The sequence below is a fragment of the Streptomyces sp. NPDC048192 genome (assembly GCF_043202415.1).
GTDB lineage: Bacteria > Actinomycetota > Actinomycetes > Streptomycetales > Streptomycetaceae > Streptomyces.
Window position 1 is genome coordinate 60,684 of the sequence record NZ_JBIDAL010000016.1, and the last position, 20,998, is coordinate 81,681.

The 20,998-nt window shown below is 73.7% G+C and carries 26 protein-coding genes; 10 read left to right on the plus strand and 16 right to left on the minus strand.

From position 1 onward, the window contains the following. Positions 1-68: 68 nt before the first annotated feature. Positions 69-512, minus strand: a complete 444-nt coding sequence (locus ACGFZN_RS30405) for a hypothetical protein (protein WP_393861660.1) — start codon at positions 510-512, stop codon at positions 69-71. A gap of 84 nt (positions 513-596) precedes the next feature. Between ACGFZN_RS30405 and ACGFZN_RS30410 the strand changes: the two genes are divergently transcribed. Next, entirely contained in the window at positions 597-1,370 is a 774-nt protein-coding gene (locus tag ACGFZN_RS30410) for an MBL fold metallo-hydrolase (protein ID WP_393861776.1), read from the plus strand. Continuing rightward, positions 1,367-1,978: a DedA family protein gene (locus tag ACGFZN_RS30415; protein WP_393861661.1), complete on the plus strand. Its 612-nt coding sequence runs from the start codon at positions 1,367-1,369 to the stop codon at positions 1,976-1,978. Before ACGFZN_RS30410 ends, ACGFZN_RS30415 begins: the two co-directional genes overlap by 4 nt. Positions 1,979-1,986: 8 nt before the next feature. Here ACGFZN_RS30415 and ACGFZN_RS30420 read toward each other — a convergent pair whose 3' ends face one another. From ACGFZN_RS30420 to ACGFZN_RS30430, 3 genes are all read right to left on the minus strand, one after another. Further along, complete coding sequence (locus tag ACGFZN_RS30420) at positions 1,987-3,222, minus strand: MBL fold metallo-hydrolase (protein WP_393861662.1); 1,236 nt, start codon at positions 3,220-3,222, stop codon at positions 1,987-1,989. Beyond that, the gene (locus ACGFZN_RS30425; protein ID WP_393861663.1) at positions 3,219-4,475 is read right to left on the minus strand and encodes an aminotransferase class I/II-fold pyridoxal phosphate-dependent enzyme; all 1,257 of its coding nucleotides are present in this window, start codon (positions 4,473-4,475) and stop codon (positions 3,219-3,221) included. Before ACGFZN_RS30425 ends, ACGFZN_RS30420 begins: the two co-directional genes overlap by 4 nt. A 219-nt stretch (positions 4,476-4,694) precedes the next feature. Continuing rightward, entirely contained in the window at positions 4,695-5,435 is a 741-nt protein-coding gene (locus tag ACGFZN_RS30430; protein ID WP_393861664.1) for a hypothetical protein, read from the minus strand. A gap of 398 nt (positions 5,436-5,833) precedes the next feature. Here ACGFZN_RS30430 and ACGFZN_RS30435 point away from each other — a divergent pair, with 398 nt between their 5' ends. The 4 genes from ACGFZN_RS30435 to ACGFZN_RS30450 are packed head-to-tail and all read left to right on the plus strand — an operon-like array spanning position 5,834 to position 9,180. After that, on the plus strand, positions 5,834-7,630 hold the full coding sequence (locus ACGFZN_RS30435) for a thiamine pyrophosphate-requiring protein (protein WP_393861665.1): 1,797 nt from the start codon (positions 5,834-5,836) through the stop codon (positions 7,628-7,630). 16 nt (positions 7,631-7,646) lie between these two features. Next, positions 7,647-8,024 (plus strand): DUF2795 domain-containing protein, encoded by a 378-nt coding sequence (locus ACGFZN_RS30440; protein ID WP_330336923.1) that lies wholly within the window; start codon positions 7,647-7,649, stop codon positions 8,022-8,024. Then, entirely contained in the window at positions 8,021-8,689 is a 669-nt protein-coding gene (locus ACGFZN_RS30445) for a diguanylate cyclase (RefSeq protein ID WP_393861666.1), read from the plus strand. Before ACGFZN_RS30440 ends, ACGFZN_RS30445 begins: the two co-directional genes overlap by 4 nt. Next, positions 8,638-9,180, plus strand: coding sequence for a type 1 glutamine amidotransferase domain-containing protein (locus ACGFZN_RS30450; protein WP_393861667.1), 543 nt, complete (start codon positions 8,638-8,640; stop codon positions 9,178-9,180). The genes ACGFZN_RS30445 and ACGFZN_RS30450 overlap by 52 nt, the downstream gene beginning before the upstream one ends. Before the next feature lie 78 nt (positions 9,181-9,258). On the opposite strand, the gene ACGFZN_RS30455 is transcribed toward ACGFZN_RS30450, so the two are convergent. Continuing rightward, positions 9,259-9,516: a DUF6158 family protein gene (locus ACGFZN_RS30455; RefSeq protein WP_393861668.1), complete on the minus strand. Its 258-nt coding sequence runs from the start codon at positions 9,514-9,516 to the stop codon at positions 9,259-9,261. 97 nt (positions 9,517-9,613) lie between these two features. Between ACGFZN_RS30455 and ACGFZN_RS30460 the strand changes: the two genes are divergently transcribed. Continuing rightward, entirely contained in the window at positions 9,614-10,726 is a 1,113-nt protein-coding gene (locus ACGFZN_RS30460; RefSeq protein ID WP_393861669.1) for a Vms1/Ankzf1 family peptidyl-tRNA hydrolase, read from the plus strand. 72 nt (positions 10,727-10,798) lie between these two features. Here ACGFZN_RS30460 and ACGFZN_RS30465 read toward each other — a convergent pair whose 3' ends face one another. Both ACGFZN_RS30465 and ACGFZN_RS30470 read right to left on the minus strand, forming a co-directional pair. Continuing rightward, on the minus strand, positions 10,799-12,418 hold the full coding sequence (locus tag ACGFZN_RS30465; RefSeq protein ID WP_393861670.1) for an ABC-F family ATP-binding cassette domain-containing protein: 1,620 nt from the start codon (positions 12,416-12,418) through the stop codon (positions 10,799-10,801). A gap of 107 nt (positions 12,419-12,525) precedes the next feature. Next, entirely contained in the window at positions 12,526-13,182 is a 657-nt protein-coding gene (locus tag ACGFZN_RS30470) for a histidine phosphatase family protein (protein WP_393861671.1), read from the minus strand. A 102-nt stretch (positions 13,183-13,284) separates the two neighbouring features. Here ACGFZN_RS30470 and ACGFZN_RS30475 point away from each other — a divergent pair, with 102 nt between their 5' ends. From ACGFZN_RS30475 to ACGFZN_RS30485, 3 genes are all read left to right on the plus strand, one after another. After that, positions 13,285-14,778: a bifunctional phosphatase PAP2/diacylglycerol kinase family protein gene (locus ACGFZN_RS30475; RefSeq protein WP_393861672.1), complete on the plus strand. Its 1,494-nt coding sequence runs from the start codon at positions 13,285-13,287 to the stop codon at positions 14,776-14,778. A gap of 122 nt (positions 14,779-14,900) precedes the next feature. After that, entirely contained in the window at positions 14,901-15,722 is an 822-nt protein-coding gene (locus ACGFZN_RS30480) for a class I SAM-dependent methyltransferase (RefSeq protein ID WP_393861673.1), read from the plus strand. 84 nt (positions 15,723-15,806) lie between these two features. Further along, complete coding sequence (locus ACGFZN_RS30485) at positions 15,807-15,977, plus strand: hydrophobic protein (RefSeq protein ID WP_360155687.1); 171 nt, start codon at positions 15,807-15,809, stop codon at positions 15,975-15,977. 19 nt (positions 15,978-15,996) lie between these two features. On the opposite strand, the gene ACGFZN_RS30490 is transcribed toward ACGFZN_RS30485, so the two are convergent. From ACGFZN_RS30490 to ACGFZN_RS30530, 9 genes are read right to left on the minus strand one after another with little or no spacing between them, the layout of a single operon-like run. Beyond that, positions 15,997-16,278 carry a gas vesicle protein K gene (locus ACGFZN_RS30490; protein WP_393861674.1) on the minus strand — a complete coding sequence of 94 codons (282 nt, stop codon included), beginning with the start codon at positions 16,276-16,278 and terminating at the stop codon, positions 15,997-15,999. Next, positions 16,275-16,484, minus strand: a complete 210-nt coding sequence (locus ACGFZN_RS30495) for a gas vesicle protein (RefSeq protein ID WP_393861675.1) — start codon at positions 16,482-16,484, stop codon at positions 16,275-16,277. Before ACGFZN_RS30495 ends, ACGFZN_RS30490 begins: the two co-directional genes overlap by 4 nt. Continuing rightward, on the minus strand, positions 16,481-17,251 hold the full coding sequence (locus tag ACGFZN_RS30500; protein ID WP_393861676.1) for a GvpL/GvpF family gas vesicle protein: 771 nt from the start codon (positions 17,249-17,251) through the stop codon (positions 16,481-16,483). Before ACGFZN_RS30500 ends, ACGFZN_RS30495 begins: the two co-directional genes overlap by 4 nt. Continuing rightward, positions 17,248-17,598 carry a gas vesicle protein gene (locus ACGFZN_RS30505; protein WP_393861677.1) on the minus strand — a complete coding sequence of 117 codons (351 nt, stop codon included), beginning with the start codon at positions 17,596-17,598 and terminating at the stop codon, positions 17,248-17,250. The genes ACGFZN_RS30500 and ACGFZN_RS30505 overlap by 4 nt, the downstream gene beginning before the upstream one ends. Beyond that, positions 17,595-18,782 (minus strand): SRPBCC family protein, encoded by a 1,188-nt coding sequence (locus ACGFZN_RS30510; protein WP_393861678.1) that lies wholly within the window; start codon positions 18,780-18,782, stop codon positions 17,595-17,597. The genes ACGFZN_RS30505 and ACGFZN_RS30510 overlap by 4 nt, the downstream gene beginning before the upstream one ends. Beyond that, positions 18,779-19,438 (minus strand): DNA primase, encoded by a 660-nt coding sequence (locus ACGFZN_RS30515; protein WP_393861679.1) that lies wholly within the window; start codon positions 19,436-19,438, stop codon positions 18,779-18,781. Before ACGFZN_RS30515 ends, ACGFZN_RS30510 begins: the two co-directional genes overlap by 4 nt. Next, positions 19,435-19,698 carry a gas vesicle protein GvpG gene (locus tag ACGFZN_RS30520; RefSeq protein ID WP_393861680.1) on the minus strand — a complete coding sequence of 88 codons (264 nt, stop codon included), beginning with the start codon at positions 19,696-19,698 and terminating at the stop codon, positions 19,435-19,437. Before ACGFZN_RS30520 ends, ACGFZN_RS30515 begins: the two co-directional genes overlap by 4 nt. Positions 19,699-19,741: 43 nt before the next feature. Further along, complete coding sequence (locus tag ACGFZN_RS30525; protein ID WP_393861681.1) at positions 19,742-20,512, minus strand: GvpL/GvpF family gas vesicle protein; 771 nt, start codon at positions 20,510-20,512, stop codon at positions 19,742-19,744. Continuing rightward, complete coding sequence (locus tag ACGFZN_RS30530; protein WP_393861682.1) at positions 20,509-20,940, minus strand: gas vesicle structural protein GvpA; 432 nt, start codon at positions 20,938-20,940, stop codon at positions 20,509-20,511. Before ACGFZN_RS30530 ends, ACGFZN_RS30525 begins: the two co-directional genes overlap by 4 nt. Between the last annotated feature and the right edge of the window lie 58 nt (positions 20,941-20,998).

Below are 20,998 nucleotides of genomic sequence, written 5' to 3' on the forward strand. Positions count from 1 at the left end.
TCATACCGGACACGGCACACCCGGGGCCGTACCCGGGTGAGCGTCCGGCGGACGGTCCGGCCGGGGCGTCAGCGGCCGTCGTAGCCGGCCGTCGGCATGGACAGCCGGCGGTGCACCCGGGCCTTCATCTGCGCGTCGTACGACGGCTCTGCCCGCCCGACGGTCTCCACGCGCACCCCGCGGCGCGCGCACTCGGCGGTGAACGCCTCCACCGAGGACAGGGCGCGCCGCAGGACGCGCATGCTGGGCGCGACGAAGACGTCCACGCCGGGCCGGACGCCGTCCCACAGGGCGCCGTGGTCGAAGCGCAGCCCCCCGACAAGGAGTTCCCGGGCGATGACGTAACCGCGCTCGGCGGCCCAGCGGGCGCACATGGCGTGCTGGCTGCGGGAGTCGACGAGGAAGGGGTCGGCCTCCAGTTCCTCCAGCGGGGCCAGGCTGGCGATGGCGATGACCCGCACCCTCGCGCATGCGGGCGCGGGCGTGTCGGAGGTACCCCTCGTCTGTCCCATGGCGTCCCCCTCACCTCCGGGTTTCGTCGCCGACCCTACTCCTGCCCGTAGGCTTCGGGGAGTCGCGTGAAGGAGGCGAAGAGGGTGCCGGTGGAGATCACCTGGTGGGGTCACGCCACCTGCACGGTGCGGGACGGGAACATACGCGTGCTGACCGATCCCCTGTTCGCGCGCCGGCTGGCGCATCTGCGGCGGCGCCGGGGCGCCCTGCCGCCGGACGGGGCCCGTGCGGCGGACGTGGTGCTCGTCTCGCATCTGCACGCCGACCATCTGCATCTGCCGTCGCTCGCGGAGCTGGCCCCGGGCACGCGCCTGCTCGTGCCCCGGGGCGCACCACGGGCCGTGCCCGGCTTGCGCCGGCTGCGGCACCTGCGGGTGACGGAGGTGGCGCCCGGGGACGAGGTGCGGATCGGCGAGCTGCTGGTGCGGGTGGTGCCGGCGCTGCACGACGGGCGGCGGCTGCCGGTGGGCCCGCACCGCTCCCCCGCGCTCGGCTTCGTGGTGGAGGGCGAGGCGCGGACGTACTTCGCCGGGGACACCGGGCTGTTCGACGCGATGGCGGAGCGGGTCGGGCCGGTGGACGTGGCGTTGCTGCCGGTGGGCGGCTGGGGACCGTATCTCGGCACAGGGCATCTGGACGCGGGACGGGCGGCGCGGGCGCTGGCGCGGCTGGCGCCGCGGGCGGCGGTGCCGGTGCACTACGGGACGTACTGGCCGATCGGGATGGACGCGGTGCGGCCGCACGAGTTCCACGCGCCGGGCGACGAGTTCGTGCGGCTGGCGGCGGTGGCGGCGCCCGGGGTGGCGGTGCACAAGCTGGGGCACGGGGAGAGCGTGCGGCTGGAGGTCGCGCGGTGACCTGGCTCGCCGAGGCGTCGAGAGCGGCGACGGCCGGGTCCACGCAGCAGGCGGTGGGCTATCCGTCGCTGTTCCTGCTGGTGCTGATCGGCGCGCTGGTGCCGGTGGTGCCGACCGGCGCGCTGGTGAGTTCGGCGGCGGTGGTGGCGTTCCATCAGACGGCGCCGCTGTCACTGGTCCTGGTGTTCGCGACGGCGGCGTCGGCCGCGTTCCTGGGGGACGCGGCGCTGTACTGGCTGGGGCGGCGTGGCATGCGGTCCCGGAACGGCTCGCGCTGGCTGGAGGCGATACGGTCCCGGGCGCCGGAGGAACGGCTCGCGCAGGCGCGGGAGAAGCTGGCCGAGCACGGGATCGCGGTGCTCGTGCTGTCCCGGCTGGTGCCGGCCGGCCGGATACCCGTCATGCTGGCCTGTCTCATGGCGGACTGGCCGCTCAGGCGGTTCTCGCGGGGGAACCTGCCCGCGTGCCTGGCCTGGGCGGCCACGTACCAGGTCATCGGGGTGCTGGGCGGGTCCTTGTTCAGGGAGCCGTGGGAGGGCGTCGTGGTGGCGGTGGCGCTGACCGTTCTGGTCAGCGCGGTGCCGGGTGTGGCGCGGCGGTTGCGGTAGCGGGCGGCTCAGCCGGACGGCTCCAGCACCCGTGACGCCCCGACGGGCAGGTCCCACAGGTCCTCCCGCTCCAGCCCCGCCTTCTCCCAGGCGGCCCGCACCCGGGTCAGCGGTTCCAGGACGGGTTCCGCCGAGAGGATGAAGGTGCCCCAGTGCATGGGGGCCATGCGGCGGGCGCCGAGGTCGAGGGTGGCCTGGACCGCCTCCTCCGGGTCGCAGTGGACGTCGCTGAGCCACCAGCGGGGGTCGTAGGCGCCGATGGGCATGAGGGCGAGGTCGATGCCGGGGTAGCGGCGGCCGATCCGGGAGAACCAGTGGCCGTAGCCGGTGTCGCCCGCGAAGTAGAGGCGCTGTCCGTCGGCGTCGGTGAGGACCCAGCCGCCCCACAGGCTGTGGCAGGTGTCGGTGAGGGTGCGCTTGGACCAGTGGTGGGCGGGCACGAAGTCGAAGCGGACGCCGGACAGTTCGGCGCCCTCCCACCAGTCCAGCTCGGTGACGCGGGTGAACCGGCGGCGGCGGAACCAGCGGCCGAGGCCGGCCGGCACGAACACCGGCGTGTCGCGCGGGAGTTGGCGCAGGGTGGGCGCGTCCAGGTGGTCGTAGTGGTTGTGGCTGATGACGACGGCGTCGACGCGCGGCAGGGAGGACCAGGGCACGCCCACGGGGGTGATGCGGGCCGGGGTGCCGAGGATGCGGCGGGACCAGACCGGGTCGGTGAGGACGGTGAGGCCGCCGATCCGCACGACCCAGCTGGCGTGCCCGGCCCAGGTGACGGCGAGGGTGCGGGCGTCGACGCGGGGCAGCGGGGCGGGTGCGCACGGGAGCCGGGGGATGTCGGCCAGGCCCGCCGCGCCGGGGCGTACGGCGCCCTCGCGGGCGAAGCGGGCCAGGGCCTTCAGGCCGGGCAGGGGGGCGGTGAGCCGGTCGTGGAAGGTGCGCGGCCAGACCCGGTGTTCGCCGAGCGGGCGGGGCTCGGCCAGCGGAGGGAAAGGGGGCGCCGGGGCGTTCTGGGCGCCGGCGCCGCGACCGGCCGCGGCGGTCACGATCGCCACGGCGGATGCGGCCGTCGCGGTGGGTGCGGCGGTGGCGGTGGCGGTGGTCGTGGCGCTCACCGGAATGGTCTTGCTCGCCGGACCGGCGGGTGGCGCGGGAGTCGTGGTGGTCGCAGGAGTCGTGGTGCTCGTGGCGTTCGTCGGGGCCGGTGCGGGCTCGTGCGTCTCGGGCTCATGCGTCTGCTGCGTCATCGGGGAGGCTCCCATCGCTGAGCGTCGTCGCGGAGATCGTCGAGGACCGACGTCAAGGAGGTCAACGCGCGTTGCACGTGTGGCAGTTCCAACGGCGCGGATGAGGTGAGGCATTCCATGCGTTCGTCGTCCGTGCCGCCCAGCAGGGGGCCGGTGGCAAGGCGTACGCGCAGCGCCCCGAGGTCGTCGCCGAAGCGGTGGCCGCCGGGCGCGGGCATGCCGAGGCGGGCGGTGAGGAGGTCCTCCAGTTCCTGGGCGTCGCCGATGCCGTGCCCGGCGAGGGGTTCGCGCCACGGCCCGAGGTCGGCGTACAGATGGCGGCCGGCCTGCGGCGGGCGTGCGAGCGCCCCGGCGGCCACGACGGCGGCGTGCGCGGCGGCGGCCACGCGCGCGTGCAGGCGTACGGCCGCCTCGCGGCGCTCGGTGACGGGCGGGGGTTCGTCGAGGGCGTACCCGGCCGCGGCGGCGACGGGTGCGGCGACGCGGGCGCCGAGGGCGGTGAGGATGTCGAGCACGCGCGCGTGGAGGTGCCGTCCGGGCCCGGTGGCCGGGAAGCGGGCCACGGCGGCGGGCCAGCCCGGCGGCAGCAGGGAACCGGCGAGGTCGGTGACGACGGTGACCCGGTCTGGCGCCATCTCGGCGGGGCTGAGCAGGACGGTGTCCTGGGGGCGGTGCAGGGTGTCGCGCCAGGTCTCGTCGCTGACCAGGTGCAGGCCCTCGGCCGTGGCGGCCTCGACGGTCTCGTGGAGCAGCTCGGGCGGGGCCACGGTGGCGGTGGGGTCGTCGGCGACGGACAGCACGAGCAGCCTGGGGTCGCCGCCCTCCGCGCGGACCCGGCGGACGGTCTCCAGCAGGGCGTAGGGGTCGGGGGCGCCGCCGCTCTCGGCGGGGGTGGGCACGTGGTAGGCGGGCCGGCCGAGGACCCGGGCGTACGGCGCCCACCAGGCGGCGCAGGGGCGCGGTACGAGGACGTCGCCGCCGTCGGAGGCGAGCGCGGCGGTGAGGGCGAGCAGCAGCGCGGGGGCGCCGGGTCCCGCGGCCACCTGGTCGGGGACGGTGGGCAGTCCGCGCCGGGTCCAGTAGCCGCAGGCCGCTTCGAGGAGCGCGGGGGCGCCGCCGACCGGCTGGGCGTCGGTACGGCTCGCGGCCGCGGCGAGTACGGCGGTGAGTTCGGGCAGGACCGGGAGGCCGTCGCCGGGCAGGGGCGGGCCGTAGCGGACGGGGCCGTGGCCTTCGGGGTCCGTGCGCCGCATGTCCGCCTCCGCGCGGTCCTGGTGCTCGTGCCGCCGGTCCGGGCCGGGTGGCCGGGCCGGGCTGTGTGGGCTGTGTCCTGGTGTGCTGGGGGGTTCTTCGGCGTCGGGGGTGGCTCGGTGGCGGGCTGGCAGTCGGTCGGTTCGAGGGCCGGGTGGTGCTCTCGGGAGGGGGTGTACCCGCCGGGCGGCACTCCAAGGGTGTGACGGGCGTTGTCCGGGTCACACGTCCGCTGACCGGCGCACGGGGGCGCGCAGGCGGCCGTACAGGCGGTAGCCGGCCCCGCCGCAGGCCGCGGCGATGAGGGTGGCGCCGGCGGCGAGGGCAGGGACCGAGGCGGTGAAGCTGCCGCCGGCACCGGCCTCGACCCCGTGCTGCACGGTGGGCGGCTCCGCGTCGGGGCAGGGCCTGGGGCCGGCGCAGTCACGGCCGTCGCCACGGCCCGGGCCGACACCGTCGTGGCCGGGTCCGACGCCGTCGTGGCCCGGGACGAAGCCGTCGCGCGTCGGTGCGGCGCCGTCGTGGCTGGGGGTGACGCCCTGCGGGGACGGGAGGTAGGGGTCGCGGCCGGTTGCGAGGCCCGGAGCGGACGGAGCGATCGGAGAGGGCTGAGCGGGCTGCGGGGGCTGTGCCACGCCGTAACCCGCGCTCGGGGCGGCGCCCGGCGCCCAGCCCTCGCGGGTCGGCGTGACCCCTTGGAGGCTCGGGGCGCCTTCACCCCGGCCCGCGAGGGCGGGGTCGTAGCTCGGTGCGGCGGCGCCGTCGGGGAACGCGGCCGGGCCGCCGGGGTACGTGCACTGCTGCGGGGCGGCGCACGGGCCGGGGGCGCCTTCCGGGACGGGGAGCTGTGCCGCGGGCGGGGAGCCGGGATCGGGGTCGGCGGCTGCGGCGGGCCCCGCCACGGCGAGCACGGCACCGGCGGCGAAGGCGACGGACAGGGCACGGGCGGTGCGGCGGCGCATGGGGAGGGCTCCTCGGCAGGCACGGCGGTCGGCGGACGTAGTCGGGCGGTACACCGGACGCCGGTACGGCGGCACGTCGGGCACCGCTCGCCGGTGGGACGGGGACGGCGGTGCCCGGGCACTGCCCGGCAGGCGTCGCGGGTACGGGGCACGGGCGTGCCCTCGCTGCCATCACAGCCCGCGCGGCGGCGCGGCGCGCGCGGCCGGGCCCCATTCGCGGGACGGGGACCCCCAGCCGGGTGACGCACACGGCCCGGCGGTTTCGGCCCTGGGCCCCGCCCCACCGGCCCGCGGGCCCCCGTCTGCACTCCTTCGGGGAGGTTTTCCGTCTCCAGTGCAGGTGACTCGGTGTGTGCTGACCGGATCGTCCGCTCGCACCCCATCGGGGAGGTCCTTTCATGAGCACCAAGGTCTCCGACCACATCCTGGAGCGCCTGCGCGCCTGGGGCGTGGAACAGGTCTTCGGGTATCCAGGCGACGGCATCAACGGGCTGCTCGCCGCATGGGGACGTGCCGAGGACCGGCCGCGGTTCATCCAGTCGCGGCACGAGGAGATGTCCGCCTTCGAGGCCGTCGGGTACGCGAAGTTCAGCGGCCGGATCGGGGTGTGCGCGGCGACCTCGGGTCCGGGCGCCATCCATCTGCTCAACGGCCTGTACGACGCCAAGCTCGACCATGTGCCGGTGCTGGCGATCGTCGGCCAGACCAACCGGACCGCGATGGGCGGTTCCTACCAGCAGGAAGTCGACCTGCACACCCTCTACAAGGACGTCGCCTCGGACTTCGTGGAGACCGTGACGGTGCCCGAGCAGCTGCCGAACGTGCTGGACCGGGCCATCCGCACCGCCTACGCCCGGCGCTGCCCCACCGCGCTCATCATCCCCGCCGACGTGCAGGAGCTGGACTACTCGCCGCCCACGCACGAGTTCAAGATGGTGCCGTCCAGCATGGGCATGAGCGAGTACACCATGACCCCGACGGACGAGGCGCTGCGCCGGGCGGCGGACGTGCTCAACGAGGGCGACAAGGTGGCGATCCTGGTCGGCCAGGGCGCGTCCGGCGCGGTCGCGGAGGTGCAGGAGATCGCCGAGCTGCTCGGCGCGGGCGTCGCGAAGGCGCTGCTCGGCAAGGACGTGCTGAGCGACGAACTGCCGTACGTCACCGGGCCGATCGGGCTGCTGGGCAGCCGGCCGTCGTACGAGCTGATGCGGGACTGCGACACGCTGCTGACGATCGGGTCGTCGTTCCCGTACACCCAGTTCATGCCGGACTTCGGCAAGGCGCGCGGAGTGCAGATCGACATCGACCCGCACATGATCGGCATGCGGTTCCCGTACGAGGTGAACCTGGTCGGCGACGCGAAGGCGACGCTGCGGCGGCTGATCCCGCTGCTGAAGACCGACCGGGGCGGGCGCGAGTGGCACGACACCGTGTGCGCGAACGTCAGGCGCTGGCACGAGACGATGGACCGGCGGGCCCGTCTGTCCGCCGACCCCATCAACCCCGAGTACGTGGCGCGGGCGCTGGATCCGTTGCTGCCGGACGACGCGATCCTGACGTCCGACTCCGGGTCGGTCGCCAACTGGTACGCACGGCACATCACGATGCGGCCGGGCATGCGCGGTTCGCTGTCGGGCACGCTGGCGACGATGGGGCCCGGTGTGCCGTACGCGATCGGTGCGAAGTTCGCGCATCCGGACCGGCCGGTGTTCGCGCTGGTCGGCGACGGGGCGATGCAGATGAACGGCCTGGCGGAGATGATCACGGCGGCGAAGTACAAGGACCGCTGGTCGGACCCGCGGCTGGTGGTGGCGGTCTGGAACAACCACGACCTGAACCAGGTGACCTGGGAGATGCGGGCGATGGAGGGCTCGCCGTCGTTCCTGCCGTCGCAGGAGATCCCGGACGTGCAGTACGCGGCGTTCGCCCGGTCGCTCGGTCTCACCGGCATCCGGGTGGAGAAGCCGGAGGACGTGGAGGCGGGCTGGCGCGCGGCGCTGGAGGCCGACGGGCCCTGCGTGATCGAGTTCCTCACCGACCCGTCCGTGCCGCCGATCCCGCCGCACGCCACCTGGGAGCAGATGGAGGCGACGGCCTCGTCGATCCTGAAGGGCGACGCCGAACGCAAGTCGATGATCAAGCAGGGGCTGAAGGCGAAGGTGCAGGAGTTCCTGCCCGGCAAGGACAAGAGCTAACGCCCTGGAGGAAGACATGCAGCGAGGCAGTGACCGGCTCAACGTCCACCGGGACGACGAGATGAAGCACGAGCTGAAGGGACTGCTGAGGTCCGGGCATCCCACCCGGGTCGAGGAGTGGCACGACCCGGAACCGGCCGCGGACGACGACCCCGAGGTGTGGAGCGGACCCGTGGGCGGCCTGGGCGCGCCGGCGTCGCTGGAACGGGTGCGCTCGGAGCTGGCCCGCACCCTGAGCCGGGGATCGTTCCCGGCGACCGCGCGGGACCTGGCCCGGATGCTCCGCCGGCAGAACGCGCCCGGCACGCTGGTCGACGCGGTGGCCCGGCTGCCGCAGTCGGCACGGTACGAGAACGTCCAGCAGCTCGCCGAGGCGCTGGTGGGGGGCGCATGAGGCGGGGCCAGGCGGCCGAGATCGCCGAGGGCGCCGCTGTCGACGCCGACGTGGCGACCACCAGGTTCCTGCTGTACGGGCTGCTGCCCGGCTGGTTCGCGCCGGGGCTCGCCGACTGGGCGATGCACCGGCGCACCCGCATCGAGGAGACGGCGGGCACGAAGGAGTCCGTCATCCACGCGCTGATGATGGCCGAGGTCGGGGTGCCGATCCTGCTGACCCTGCGCTACCGGGTCAATCCCCGGCTGCTGAGCCTGCTGCTGGCGGGCGCGCTGGTGCACGAGGCGACGGCGTTGTGGGACGTCAGGACGGCCGTCGACAGCGACCGGGAGGTCCGGCCGGCCGAGCAGCACATCCACAGCTTCCTGGAGTCGCTGCCGTTCGGCGCGCTCGCCTCGCTGATGTGCCTGCACGCCGACCAGGTGCGGTCGCTGCTGCGGGGAGGCGGCGGGGACCCGGACGCCTGGCGGCTGCTGCCGCGCCGGCGCCCGCTGTCGCCGGGCTATCTGGCGGGCATCGCCCTGGTGGTCGGGCTGTGCGTGGTGCTGCCGTACGGCGAGGAGCTGCTGCGGTGCCGGCGGGCCGCACGGGAACGGAAGGGAGATCGGAAGACATGCGTATCGCGTTTTTGGCGGCACCGGAGGGTGTCGAGCAGGTCGAGCTGACCGAGCCGTGGAAGGCGGCCTCGGACGCCGGGCACGAGCCGGTGCTGGTGTCCACCAAACCCGGGGAGATCCAGGCCTTCGACCATCTCGACAAGGGGGACACGTTCCCGGTGGACGAGGTGGTCGGCGAGGCCTCGGCCGAGTCGTTCGGCGCCCTGGTGCTGCCCGGCGGGGTGGCCAATCCGGACTTCCTGCGGATGGACGACAAGGCCGTGGCGTTCGTGAAGGAGTTCTTCGACCGGGGCCGTCCGGTCGCGGCGATCTGTCACGCGCCGTGGACGCTGGTGGAGGCGGACGTCGTACGGGGCCGGGTGCTGACCTCGTGGCCGAGCCTTGAGACGGACATCCGCAACGCGGGCGGCACCTGGGTGGACGAGCAGGTGAAGATCTGCGACCACGGCCCCAACGTGCTGGTCACGAGCCGCAAGCCGGACGATCTGAAGGCGTTCTGCGACGCGTTCGTGCACGTGTTCGCCGGGGAGCCCGGCTGAACAACCGTATCCGATAGAGAGGGGGGCCGGCCCGTGCGGGCCGGCCCCCCTCCTGCATGCCCGGGTCGTGGCCGCGCCTCAGGTGCCGGAGGCCTCCGGAGCCGCCTCCTCGCCGCACCGCCGTTCCCGGGCGCCCTCCCGGGTGCGGGCCGCGCTCACCAGGCGGCGCGGGTTGCGGCGCAGATACTCGCCCTCCAGCTGCGCCATGCGCTCGTTGTGGGTCCGCAGCGCGTCGTTCGAGCCGTACAGGAGGGTGTCGTGGCGCGTGCGGTGGATCGTCTCCAGCTCCTTCATGAGCTGCTGGTCGTCCAGCCGGCTGGGGTCGACTCCGGTCATTGGTACCCCGCTCGTCGTGTCCGTGTCCGTGGGTCCCGGTCCGGGTACCCGCCCGGCAGGCAGGGCACTGCCCCCGAGCGGTTTCCGGGAGGAATCCATGGAGCTGGCGTTCCTGAATCCACTGTACGAACATCCGGGGTCCTGGGCCTCCGCATACGTCGACACCTCCCTGCACACGGAGGACCAGCAGCAACGCCGTCATCTGAACGCGGAAGCGGTCACCCGGGAGCTGGCCCGGCAGGGTGCGGACGAGCCCACGTGCCGGGCGGTGCACGACGCCCTGGACGCGCTGCAGCGCTCACCGGAGCCGTACGGCCGGGCGGTGTTCGCCCGGGACGGCGAGGTGGTCCTTCAGGTGCCGCTGACGCGGGGTCCGCAGGACGCCGAGGCGTACTGGGGTCCGCTGCCGCGGGTGACGCCCCTGCTGGACCTGGCCGGCGAGGACCCGCTGTCGCTGGTGGCCCACATCGACCGGACCGGGGCCCGCATCGAGCTGCGCAGCGCGCTGCTGCACGAGGAGGCCGGGCAGGTGACGGGCAGGCAGTGGCCGATGCACCGGTCGAAGGCCTCCGACTGGTCCGAGCGGCACTTCCAGCTGAAGGTGGAGGACACCTGGGAGCACAACGCGCGCGAGGTGGCCGAGGCGCTGGCCGCGTGCCAGGAGGAGACCGGTGCCGACCTGCTGGTCCTGTGCGGGGACGACCGTGGGCGCAGGTCGGTGCACGAGCAGCTGCCGAAGGCGCTGCAGGACCGCGTCATGGAGACCTCGCGCGGCAAGGACAGCAACCTGCTGCCGCAGGAGGTGGAGGAGATCCGCGCCGAGCACGTACGGCAGCGGGTGCTGGCCGAGGTGGAACGGTTCCGGGCGGCGCGCACGCCGGACGAGGAGCGGCGGGCCGCGGCCGTCGACGGGCTGCCGCGGCTGATCGAGGCGGCGCGCGAGCACCGGCTGGCGGAGCTGCTGATCCGCCCGGACGCCCCGGACACCGGCCGCGAGGTGTGGATCGGCGAGGACCCCGACCAGCTGGCGGCCCGCCGCGAGGAGCTGAAGAGCATCGGCGAGCGCCAGGCGTGGCAGGCCCGCGCGGACGACGCCCTGGTCCGCGCCGCCGTGGTGACGGACGCGCCGGTGCTGTCGGTGACCCCGGTGCTGGAGGACGCCGGCGACGAACTCGCGGGCGGCCTGGCGGCACTGCTGCGCTGGAAGTGACCTGCGGTCACTGCCCGAGCGCCGGGTGACCGCACAGGGGGCGCCGGTCCGTGTGCTCCTGTCCGCGTGCTCCTAGCGGGCGCGCTCGACCCGGCGCTCGTCCCACACCGGTTCCGCCGTCTCCCGCACGCGTCCGTCGGCGCCGAAAACGAGGTAGCGGTCGAAGGAGCGGGCGAACCAGCGGTCGTGGGTGACCGCGAGGACCGTGCCGTCGAACGCCTCCAGGCCCTCCTGGAGGGCCTCGGCGGACTCCAGGTCGAGGTTGTCGGTCGGTTCGTCCAGCAGCAGCGCCGTCGCGCCGGCCAGTTCCAGCAGCAGGATCTGGAACCGGGCCTGCTGGCCGCCGGAGAGCCGGTCGAAGGTCTGCTCGGCCTGCCCGGTCAGCTCGTAGCGGCGCAGCCGGGACATGGCCGCGCCGCGGTCCTGGGCGTGCTCCTTCCACAGGATGTCGAGCAGGGCGCGGCCGTGGAGCTCGGGGTGCGCGTGGGTCTGCGCGAAGTGCCCCGGCACGACCCGGGCGCCCAGTTTCCACTGCCCGGTGTGGGCGACGTCCTCGCCTGCCAGCAGCCGCAGGAAGTGGGACTTGCCGGAGCCGTTGGAGCCGAGGACCGCGACCCGTTCGCCGTAGAAGACCTCCAGGTCGAAGGGCCGCATCAGGCCGGTCAGTTCGAGGCCCTGGCAGGTGACGGCCCGGACGCCGGTGCGGCCGCCCTTCAGGCGCATGGTGATGTCCTGCTCCCGGGGCGGCTCCGGCGGCGGCCCGGCCTCCTCGAACTTGCGCAGCCGGGTCTGGGCGGCGGCGTACCGGGAGGCCATCTCGTGGCTGACGGCGGCAGCCTGCCGCAGGTTGAGGACCAGCTTCTTCAGCTGGGCGTGCTTCTCGTCCCAGCGGCGGCGCAACTCCTCGAATCGGGCGAAGCGTTCACGGCGGGCCTCGTGGTAGGTGGCGAAGCCGCCGCCGTGCACCCAGGCGTCGGCGCCGGCCGGGCCGGGCTCCACGGAGACGATCCTCTCGGCGGCGCGGGCGAGGAGTTCGCGGTCGTGGGAGACGAACAGGACGGTCTTGCGGGTCTGCCTGAGCTGCTCCTCCAGCCACCGTTTGCCGGGGACGTCGAGGTAGTTGTCCGGCTCGTCGAGCAGCAGCACCTCGTCGGTGCCGCGCAGCAGCGCCTCCAGCACGAGGCGTTTCTGCTCGCCGCCGGAGAGGGTGCGCACCTGGCGCCACTGCGCCTTCTCGTACGGCACGCCGAGCGCGGCCGTGGTGCACATGTCCCACAGCGTCTCGGCCTCGTAGCCGCGCGCCTCCGCCCAGTCGGCGAGGGCCTGCGCGTACGCCAGCTGGGCGGCCTCGTCGTCGACGGTCATGATGGCGTGCTCGGCGTCGTCGACGGCCTTCGCCGCCTCGCGGATGCGGGGCGGGGCGACGGACACGAGCAGGTCCCGCACGGTCGTCTCGTCCCGTACGGAGCCCACGAACTGGCGCATGACGCCGAGGCCGCCGCTGACGGCCACGGTGCCGGCGTGCGGTTTCAGCTCGCCGGAGAGCAGCCGCAGCAGGGTCGTCTTGCCGGCGCCGTTGGGGCCCACCAGCGCGACGGTGGAGCCTTCCCCCACCCGGAAGGACACGTCCCCGAGCAGGGTCCTCCCGTCGGGGAGGCGGTACTCGAGGTGCGCGGCTTCCAGATGTCCCATGGGCAGGGATTCTCCGGGGCGCCGCCGGTTCCGGGCAAACTCTTATCGGCCGGCCCGGCGCGAGCCCTCCCCCGCCCTGCCCCGCCGTGTCCACGGGCTCCCCCGCCCTATCGCGCCGTGTCGACCGGCTCCCCCGTCGGCCCCGTCTCTCCGGCGGGCTGGACGGCGGCGCCCTCCCAGGACAGGGCCTTCCAGCCGTCGGCCGGGGAGCCTTCCAGGACGACGACGCCGGTGTTGCCCAGCGGGTGGGCGGCGGCGAAGGCGACGTCGACGTTGGCGGCGCGGGCGGCGGTCCACATGCGGATCGCGGCGCCGTGGCTGACCATCGCGACGGTGCGGGCGCCGCTCGCGGCGGCCTCGGCCGTCACGGCGTCGTACCGGGCCAGGGCCTCCTCGCCGCTCTCCCCGCCGGGGATGCGCGCCGCGGTGTCGCCGGCCGCCCAGGCGAAGATCGTGCGCATGTACACGCGGCCCTCGGCCGACTCGCCGGGCAGCATCTCCAGGTCGCCGGCGGACACCTCGCGGATGCCGGCCCGGACGCGCACCTCGAGGCCCCGCTCGACGGCCAGCGGGGCGGCGGTCAGCCGGGCGCGCAGCAGGGTGGAGGCGTACAGCGCCTCGATGTCCTCGCCGGCGAGCGCCTTCGGCAGTGCGGCGGCCTGCGCCTCGCCGAGCGGTGTGAGCGCCGGGCCCGGCACGGCGGTGTCCAGCAGGTGGCCGATGTTGGACGGGGTCTCGCCGTGGCGGACGAGGAGCAGGCGCATGCGCGGAACTCCTTACGGCGCCGGCCGGGCGCCCGGCACGGACGCGCACGGCCCCGGCGCGGGCGGGCACAAGGAACGGGCACTTCAGGGTAACCGCACCCCATGAGCCCAGATGTGGACCTGACCGCGCGCATGACGAAGCCCAGCCCGCTGTGCCGGCTGCTGGACCTGGACGGCCGGCTGTTTCAGGCGGCGGCCGACTGGCACTGGCCCGGCGCCGAACGGGTGCTGCCCCGCCTGAGCCGGGGGGCGAACCACGGGGTGCTGTGGTTCGCGACGGCGGCGGCGATGGCCGCGATCCGCACCCCGAGGGCCCGCCGTGCCGCCGTCCGCGGCCTGGCCTCGCTCGGCGTGGCCTCGCTGGCGATCAACACGGCCGGCAAACGCTCGGTGCGCCGGGCGCGGCCGGTGCTGGACCCGGTACCGCTGGTGCGCCGGCTGAAGCGGCAGCCGATCACCACGTCCTTCCCGTCGGGGCACGCGGCGTCTGCGGCCGCGTTCGCGACCGGGGTGGCACTGGAGTCCCCGGCGTGGGGCGCCGTGGTGGCGCCGGTGGCGTTCTCGGTGGCGGCCTCCCGGGTGTACACGGGGGTGCACTTCCCGAGCGACGTGCTGGCGGGGGCGGCCCTCGGCGCGGGCGCGGCCTTCCTGGTACGGCGGCTGGTGCCGACCCGGGCGCCGGTGCGGCACGGGGTCCGGACGCGGGCCGAGGTGCCCGCGCTGCCGGAGGGCGAGGGTCTGGTGATGGTCGTCAACCGGGCGTCGGGGACGGCGGACCGGGTGCGCGCGCTCGGCGCCGCGCTGCCGCGGGCGGAGATCGTGGAGTGCGCGCCGGACGACGTCGGCGACGCGCTGGCGAAGGCGGCGGAGCGAGCGCGGGTGCTGGGCGTGTGCGGGGGCGACGGCACGGTGAACACGGCCGCGCGGATCGCGCTGCGGCACGGCCTGCCGCTCGCGGTGCTGCCCGGCGGGACGCTCAACCACTTCGCCCTCGACCTGGGCGTGGAGGACGAGCGTGACCTCGCCCGTGCGGTCCGGCACGGCGAGGCGGTGCGGGTGGACGCGGTCCGGTACGCCAGCGGCGACGACGAGGGCGTGTTCCTGAACACGCTGAGCCTGGGCGTCTATCCGGAACTGGTGCGGGTGCGCACCCGCTGGTCGCGCCGGATCGGCGGCTGGTCGGCCGGGCTGCTGGCCGCGCTGCGGGTGCTGAGCGCGGACCGGCATCCGCTGGAGGTGGAGCTGGACGGCGAACGGCGGCCGCTGTGGCTGCTGTTCGTGGGCAACGGCGTCTACCACCGGATGGGGCTCGCGCCCGGCCGCCGTACCGATCTCGCGGACGGGCTGCTGGACGTGCGGATGGTGCACGGCGGCAGGCGGCCCGCGCTGCGGCTGCTGGCGGCGGCCGCGGCGGGCCCGCTGACCGGTTCCGCCGGGCATGCGGCGGTGCAGGTCAAACGGCTCCGGCTGACCGGTGTCGCACCGGGCACCCCGCTGGCGTACGACGGCGAGGTGACGGCCGTGTCGGGCGAGGTCACCGTGGAGAAGCTGCCGGAGGCGCTGACCGTCTACCGCCCGCTCAACAGCATCTCCTAACGACCCGTCAGTCCAATAACTGACGCACCGTCAGTCCATTATGCAAAACGTCGGTCTCATCATTCGGCATGCGCGCGTACGGTGGGGCGTACCAGCGGTGACGAGGGCGAAGGGGAACAGCCATGCCGAAAGCGCAGGAGACCGCCGTATACACGCACGGGCACCACGAGTCGGTGCTGCGGTCGCACGTGTGGCGGACCGCGGAGAACTCCGCGGCCTATCTGCTGGGCGTCCTCAAGCCCCACATGAGGATCCTGGACATCGGGTGCGGGCCCGGCACCATCACGGCCGACCTGGCGGAACGGGTCCCGGACGGCCATGTCACCGGGGTCGACCACGCGCCGGACGTCCTGGAGCGGGCCCGGGCCACCGCCGCCGGGCGGGGTCTGACGAACGTGGACTTCGCGGTCGCCGACGTGCACGCCCTGGACTACCCGGACGACACCTTCTGCGTGGTCCACGCCCACCAGGTGCTGCAGCACGTCGGCGACCCGGTGCAGGCGCTGCGCGAGATGCACAGGGTGACGAAGCCCGGCGGGTTCGTCGCGGTACGCGACGGCGACTACGCGGCGATGACCTGGTACCCCGCGCTGCCGGGCCTGGACGACTGGCTGGACCTGTACGAGCGGGTGGCCCGCGGCAACGGCGGCGAGCCGGACGCCGGGCGCCGCCTGAAGGCGTGGGCGCTGGCCGCCGGGCTGACGGACATCACCGCCACCTCCAGCACCTGGACCTTCGCCACCCCCGAGGAGCGGGCCTGGTGGAGCGGCCTGTGGGCGGACCGCACCCTGGCCTCCGCGTACGCCGAGCGGGCCGTGGGCGGCGGTCACGCCACCCCGGAACAGCTGGCGGCCGTGTCCGAGGCCTGGCGGGAGTGGGGCCGGCGGGAGGACGCCTGGTTCGCGGTGCTGCACGGGGAGATTCTGTGCCGTAAAGCGCCGTAAAGCTGGCTGGTCCTTGGAAATAGTGTGCCGGAAGGAAGCCTGATCCGTGAAATTCGGGAACACGGATAGCAGGAGGTTCACACTATGGTTCCCATCCTTCTGGTACTGCTTCTGGCGCTCATTCTTTTCGGCGTCGGATTCGCTGTAAAGGTCCTTTGGTGGGTCGCTCTCGCAGTGCTGGTGATATGGCTGCTGGGCTTCCTGGTGCGCAGCACCACGGCGGCGGGCGGCAGGGGCCGCTGGTATCGGTGGTGAGTGAGCCGAGCGCCGCGGCCTAGTCGCGGGGCAGCAGCGGTCCGAGCGGCCCGAGGTCCAGGTTCAGGTCCTCGGGCCGCAGTCCGTAGCGCTCCCGCAGTTCCGCCATGCGCTCGGCCAGGAGCATCAGGGTGAGCCCGATCCGCTCCTCCTGCTCCTCGGTCAGCTCACCGGTGTCGACGCGGCGCAAAGCCTGGCGCTCCATCAGCTGCCGCAGCAGTTCCACCACCGTGAGCACCAGCTTCACCAGTTCTCGCTCGACGGATTCGGGGTCCAGGTCGAGCCGGTTGCGCGGGGTCACAGGCCCTCCTCACGGCGGACGGCGGGGAGCTCGAAAGGTGAGGGGACAGATGCGTTCACCGAGCTGATCAGCGCGTTCAGATCGATCCGGACCAGGTCGACGTCCGCGATCCGCAGGGTGATGTCGCCGGTGATGACGACGCCCCCCGCGAGCAGCCGGTCCAGAAGGTCGACGAGTGCGATCTCGCGCCGTTCGACGACGGTCACGGCGCCGCCTCCCCCACGAACGAATAAGCGGCCCAGGGACCGGTGAGTTCGACCCGGATTCCGGGTTCCTCGTCCTTGGTGCGGTCCACCAGTTCCACGAATTCCTCGCACTCCTTACGGGGCACCAGATAGGCGGCGTTGAGGATGTTCCGGCCGGGCTGCGTGGCCAGCGCGGAATTCTGCGGTGCGTGCAGCCGGGAGTCCTCGGCGTGCCGGGAGAGACGGTCGTGCAGCGTGTGGGCGAAGGCCTCGGCCCGCTGCCACCGGTCCTCCTGCACCCGGGTGCTCTCGCGGCGCCGGCGCAGATAGTCCCGGCCGCTCGCGGGCCGGGCGGCGGCCTCGGGGGCGGGCTCGGCCGGCTCGGCGGCTTCGGGCTCCAGATACAGCTTGACGCCCCACTCCACCCGGCCCTCCAGCCGGTCCAGGGTGCGCCGGAAGTCGTCCTCACGGGTCTCCATCATGGTGCGCACCCCGCTGCAGTCCCGGAACACGGTTCCGAGCCGCAGCGGCAGCGGTGTGGTGACCGTGGTGAGCGCGTCGATCACCCCCTGGTGCGCGCGGGCGGTGGCGGAGAGCCAGTCCAGATCCTCCAGGTGGGCCTTGAGGGCCTCCTCGCCGAAATCGGCCTCCGGGACCTGGCTGACGACCGCGACCAGCCCGTGGTGGTGCAGCAGCGCCGGAGGCGCGCCGCCGACGCCGGTGAGCTGTGACTGCAGGGGGGTCTCGAAGGGGCGGCAGACGGCGTACACGTAGCGCAGCCCGGTCATGGTGCCTCCTTCGGCGTGCGGCCCCGCTCCAGCTCCTCCAGCCGCGCCAGCCGCTCTCGCAGCTCGGCGTTCTCCCGGGTCAGCTCGTCGCGGCGGGCCCGGGAGGAGAGCGCGGGGTCACTCTCCCACCAGTCGATACCCATCTCCTTGGCCTTGTCCACCGAAGCGACGATCAGCCGCAGCTTGATGGTGAGGAGTTCGATGTCGAGGAGGTTGATCCTGATGTCGCCCGCGATGACGATGCCCTTGTCGAGCACCCGTTCGAGAATGTCGGCGAGGTTGGCCCCCGAGCCCTGACCATAGGGCTCGGGGAACCGTCCCGGCGCCGCCCTGCTCGGTGTCGTCATCGACGGCTCCCGCGCTCGGCGTACTCGGGCTCTTCCTCCTCGTAGTCCTCTTCCTCCTCGCCCTCGTCAGGCTCCCCGGCCTCGTCCGCGTACTCGTCGGACTCCTCCTCGGCGCCCTCCTCGCCGCCTTCCTCCTCGTCCTCGTCCTCGTACTGGTCCTCGTCCTCGGCCTCGTAGCCGGTGTCCTCGGACTCCTCGCCCTCTTCGCCCTCTTCTTCCTCGGCCTCTTCGCCCTCTTCGCCCTCTTCCTCGCCGGCGGGCTCCTCGGACTCCTTGCGCTGCTCTTCCTCCTCCTCGGCCACGGCGTCCTCGTGGCTGCGGACGACCTCGCCGTCGCGGATCTCGCCGCGCCAGCCCTCGTCCACCTCGCCCTTCATGGTGACGAAGCGGGCGAAGTGCTTCAGGTCCAGCCGGACCCGGCGGCCCTGGGCGCGCCAGATGTTGCCGGTCTTCTCGAAGAGGCCGCTCGGGTAGTACTCGATGACCAGCAGGACGCGGGTCAGGTTCTCGCCCAGCGGGTGGAAGGTGACCACGCCCTTGGTGCTGCCCTTCGCGCCCTCCGAGGTCCACTCGATGCGCTGGTCCGGGACCTGCTCGGTGGTGGTGGCCTTCCAGCTGCGGCTGGACCAGAAGATCTTCGCCTGCCAGTCGGAGTGGGTGTCGTCGGCGCGGGACGCGTTCTTGACGCCCTTGGCGAAGTTGCTGAAGTCCTGGAACTGCGTCCACTGGTCGTAGGCCGTGCGCACCGGGACGCCCACGTCGATGGACTCCATGATGACGGTCGGCTTGTTGCCGCCGCCCTTCTTCTTCCCCTTGCCGCCGCCCCCGAGGCTCTTGACCGCATCCATCACGTTGTCCTTGGCGCGCGATGCCCCGAGTTCCAGTGCCGTGCGCAGCGGGCCCTTGCCCTCGGCGAGCTTGCGCCCGCCGTCGAGCGCCAGCTTGGCGAGGCCGGGGCTTCTGCCCTCGGCGATGTCGTTGAGCTTGCCGGTCGTCTCGCCGAGCTTGCGGCCGAGACCGACCAGCATGCGCTGGGCCTGTGCGCCCAGGTATTCCTGCGCCTCCGCCTTCAGGCGGTCGGCGGCCTCGCTGTGCGCGAGGTCCTTGAGCGGGCCTGCCTTGTCCGTCACGGAGCCGGTGGCCTTGCCGGCCGCGCCGGTGGCCGATCGGAGGGCCTCGGTCATCGGTCGTCACCGCCCTTCTCCGACCGGGAACGGCCGCCGCCGGCGCTGCCGGCCCCCGCCGTCTGCTTCGCGGCCGGCTTGCGGGCCGCGCCGGTCTTCTTCGCCGTCTTCCTGGCCGCCGTCTTCCGGGCCGCGGCGCCGCGCTCCCCGTCCTTGCGGCCGGGCGCCTTCTTCTGCGCGGCCTTCTTGGCCGGGCGCTCGGCGCGCTGCTCGTCCTCGCGGCCCTCGTCCGCGTCGTCCGCCCGGTCGTCCGTGCCGGACTCCCGGTCGGCGGACTGCTCGCGCTCCTCGTCCTCGCCGCTCTCCTGCTCCTCGTCCTGCGAGCCGGTGCCGGGCACCGCCCCGGAGGCTTGGCCCCGCACCTGCTCGGTGCGGCTGTGCAGCCGGTCGGCGAGCGCGCTCATCTGCCGCTCGACCAGGGCCCCGGACGCGGCCTTGCCGACGCCCTGCAGGTCCTGGCGCAGCTGGTCGCCGATCTCCTTGAACTGCGGGTTGTCGCGCAGCTGCTGGCTGACCAGCTGAGCCACGCCCCGCGGGGTCAGGTTCAGCTTCTTGCCGGCCACGACGGAGCCCACCGCCATGGCCATCTTCAGTTTCCTGGTGCGCCCCAGGAGGTATCCCGCTCCCAGAGCGAGACCCAGTGCCGTACGGTTCATCGTGTCGTCCCGTCGCCAGTGGTGTCGGCGGAGTGCATGGCGATCTCCAGCCGGTCGAGCAGTTCGTCCTCGCGCCGGTCGAACTCCTCCTCGGTGATCTCGCCCGCCTCCAGCTGTTCTTCGAGGCGGGCCAGCTCGGCCCGTACGGTGGCGGGGTCGTAGTAGATCCGTTCCGCCTCGTGGAGCACCTGTCTGATCGCCCACGCGCCGCCCCGCACGGGTGCGAACGGCAGCAGCAGGACCTCGCTGATCAGTCCCACGGTGTTCCTCCCTTCCTTCCGGGTCCGTACGGGCCGAGGCCCGTCACGGTGCGCCGTGTCCGGCGCCGGCCGTGCTGCCGGCGGGCTCGGCGGGGCCGGGCTCGACAAAGCTGTACGGCGGCAGCGGCCCGTTGACGCGCAGCTCCAGATGGGGGTGGCTCTTGCGGACCGCCTCCACGGCGGCGAGGAAGTCCTCGGCCGCGGTGCGGGGGACCAGGAACGACACGTTCATCAGCCAGCCGGTGGACTCCGGCCCCACGGCCACCGCGGCGGCGGACGGCTCCAGAAGGTTCTGCACCTCGTCGGCGTCCTCGGTCTCCTTGGCCTTCACGGCGGTGGCGACCATCTCGCCGAGCCGTACCTTGTCCTCGTACGTGCCGCCGCCGGCCTTCCGGTTGGCCTCGGCGAGCGCGCGCAGTTCGGTGTTCTCGGCCATCACCCGGTGCAGGACGGCGTCCTCGACGTGGCTGGCCTTGACGTTGTACTCGACCCTGCCGTCCAGTTCGCGCAGCCGCTCCAGATAGTGCTCGGCCCGCTCCGTCAGCACCTGGGCGACGGTGTCGTCGTCCGGGGAGACGCTGCCGAAGCGCATCGGGAGCACACAGCCGCCCGCGCCGGTCTCGGCGAGCACGTTCTGGTGGGCGAGCAGGTCACGGCGCTTGGGGCGCAGGTCCTCGGGGGCGTCGCTGACCACGGCCGCCAGGTCGCCGGCGCTGATCACGCGCACCGGGCGGGGCGGCTCCCCGATCCCGGTCATGCCCTCGGGGAGGGCGGGGTGGGACCGGGCGGTGATTCCGTACACGTACGTGCTCACTCCTGCTCCTCCTTACGGCGCACGGCCTTGCGCGGACGCGGCCGCTCCCGCTCGGCCTCCTCCGGCTCGCGTTCGCCGCGGGCCTGCTTGAAGGCGTCGGATATGGTCTCGGCGGCGCCGGACAGGGCTCCCTTCGACTTGCCCTGGGCGCCGGACTCGGTGACCTCGCCCACGATCTCGGGCAGCCCGGGGCTCTTGCTGGGTCCGGCCTCCAGGTCGAGGCGGTTGCACGCCTCGGCGAAGCGCAGGTAGGTGTCGACGCTGGCCACGACGACCCGCACGTCGATCTTCAGGATCTCGATACCGACCAGGGAGACACGCACGAACGCGTCGATCACCAGTCCCCTGTCCAGAACCAGTTCCAGTACGTCGTAGAGGCCGCTGGTGCCGCCTCCGCCTCCGGTCTGCTGTGCCGGGACAACGGTCATGCCGGCCGTTCCTCCTCGTGGTAGCTCGGGGTCACGCGGCGCTCGTGGGCGCGGGCAG

Excerpts from the sequence above, each read along its gene's own strand:
- ACGFZN_RS30470 (WP_393861671.1), bottom strand. The coding sequence starts at position 13,182 with ATGCGCCTGCTCCTCGTCCGCCACGGCGAGACCCCGTCCAACATCGGC.
- ACGFZN_RS30445 (WP_393861666.1), top strand. The coding sequence starts at position 8,021 with ATGAGGCGGGGCCAGGCGGCCGAGATCGCCGAGGGCGCCGCTGTCGAC.
- ACGFZN_RS30530 (WP_393861682.1), bottom strand. The coding sequence starts at position 20,940 with ATGACCGTTGTCCCGGCACAGCAGACCGGAGGCGGAGGCGGCACCAGC.
- ACGFZN_RS30510 (WP_393861678.1), bottom strand. The coding sequence starts at position 18,782 with ATGACCGAGGCCCTCCGATCGGCCACCGGCGCGGCCGGCAAGGCCACC.
- ACGFZN_RS30475 (WP_393861672.1), top strand. The coding sequence starts at position 13,285 with ATGAGCCCAGATGTGGACCTGACCGCGCGCATGACGAAGCCCAGCCCG.
- ACGFZN_RS30480 (WP_393861673.1), top strand. The coding sequence starts at position 14,901 with ATGCCGAAAGCGCAGGAGACCGCCGTATACACGCACGGGCACCACGAG.
- ACGFZN_RS30455 (WP_393861668.1), bottom strand. The coding sequence starts at position 9,516 with ATGACCGGAGTCGACCCCAGCCGGCTGGACGACCAGCAGCTCATGAAG.
- ACGFZN_RS30440 (WP_330336923.1), top strand. The coding sequence starts at position 7,647 with ATGCAGCGAGGCAGTGACCGGCTCAACGTCCACCGGGACGACGAGATG.
- ACGFZN_RS30505 (WP_393861677.1), bottom strand. The coding sequence starts at position 17,598 with ATGACGACACCGAGCAGGGCGGCGCCGGGACGGTTCCCCGAGCCCTAT.
- ACGFZN_RS30515 (WP_393861679.1), bottom strand. The coding sequence starts at position 19,438 with ATGAACCGTACGGCACTGGGTCTCGCTCTGGGAGCGGGATACCTCCTG.
- ACGFZN_RS30450 (WP_393861667.1), top strand. The coding sequence starts at position 8,638 with ATGCGTATCGCGTTTTTGGCGGCACCGGAGGGTGTCGAGCAGGTCGAG.
- ACGFZN_RS30465 (WP_393861670.1), bottom strand. The coding sequence starts at position 12,418 with ATGGGACATCTGGAAGCCGCGCACCTCGAGTACCGCCTCCCCGACGGG.
- ACGFZN_RS30435 (WP_393861665.1), top strand. The coding sequence starts at position 5,834 with ATGAGCACCAAGGTCTCCGACCACATCCTGGAGCGCCTGCGCGCCTGG.
- ACGFZN_RS30405 (WP_393861660.1), bottom strand. The coding sequence starts at position 512 with ATGGGACAGACGAGGGGTACCTCCGACACGCCCGCGCCCGCATGCGCG.
- ACGFZN_RS30485 (WP_360155687.1), top strand. The coding sequence starts at position 15,807 with ATGGTTCCCATCCTTCTGGTACTGCTTCTGGCGCTCATTCTTTTCGGC.
- ACGFZN_RS30500 (WP_393861676.1), bottom strand. The coding sequence starts at position 17,251 with ATGACCGGGCTGCGCTACGTGTACGCCGTCTGCCGCCCCTTCGAGACC.
- ACGFZN_RS30460 (WP_393861669.1), top strand. The coding sequence starts at position 9,614 with ATGGAGCTGGCGTTCCTGAATCCACTGTACGAACATCCGGGGTCCTGG.
- ACGFZN_RS30430 (WP_393861664.1), bottom strand. The coding sequence starts at position 5,435 with ATGCGCCGCCGCACCGCCCGTGCCCTGTCCGTCGCCTTCGCCGCCGGT.
- ACGFZN_RS30425 (WP_393861663.1), bottom strand. The coding sequence starts at position 4,475 with ATGCGGCGCACGGACCCCGAAGGCCACGGCCCCGTCCGCTACGGCCCG.
- ACGFZN_RS30420 (WP_393861662.1), bottom strand. The coding sequence starts at position 3,222 with ATGACGCAGCAGACGCATGAGCCCGAGACGCACGAGCCCGCACCGGCC.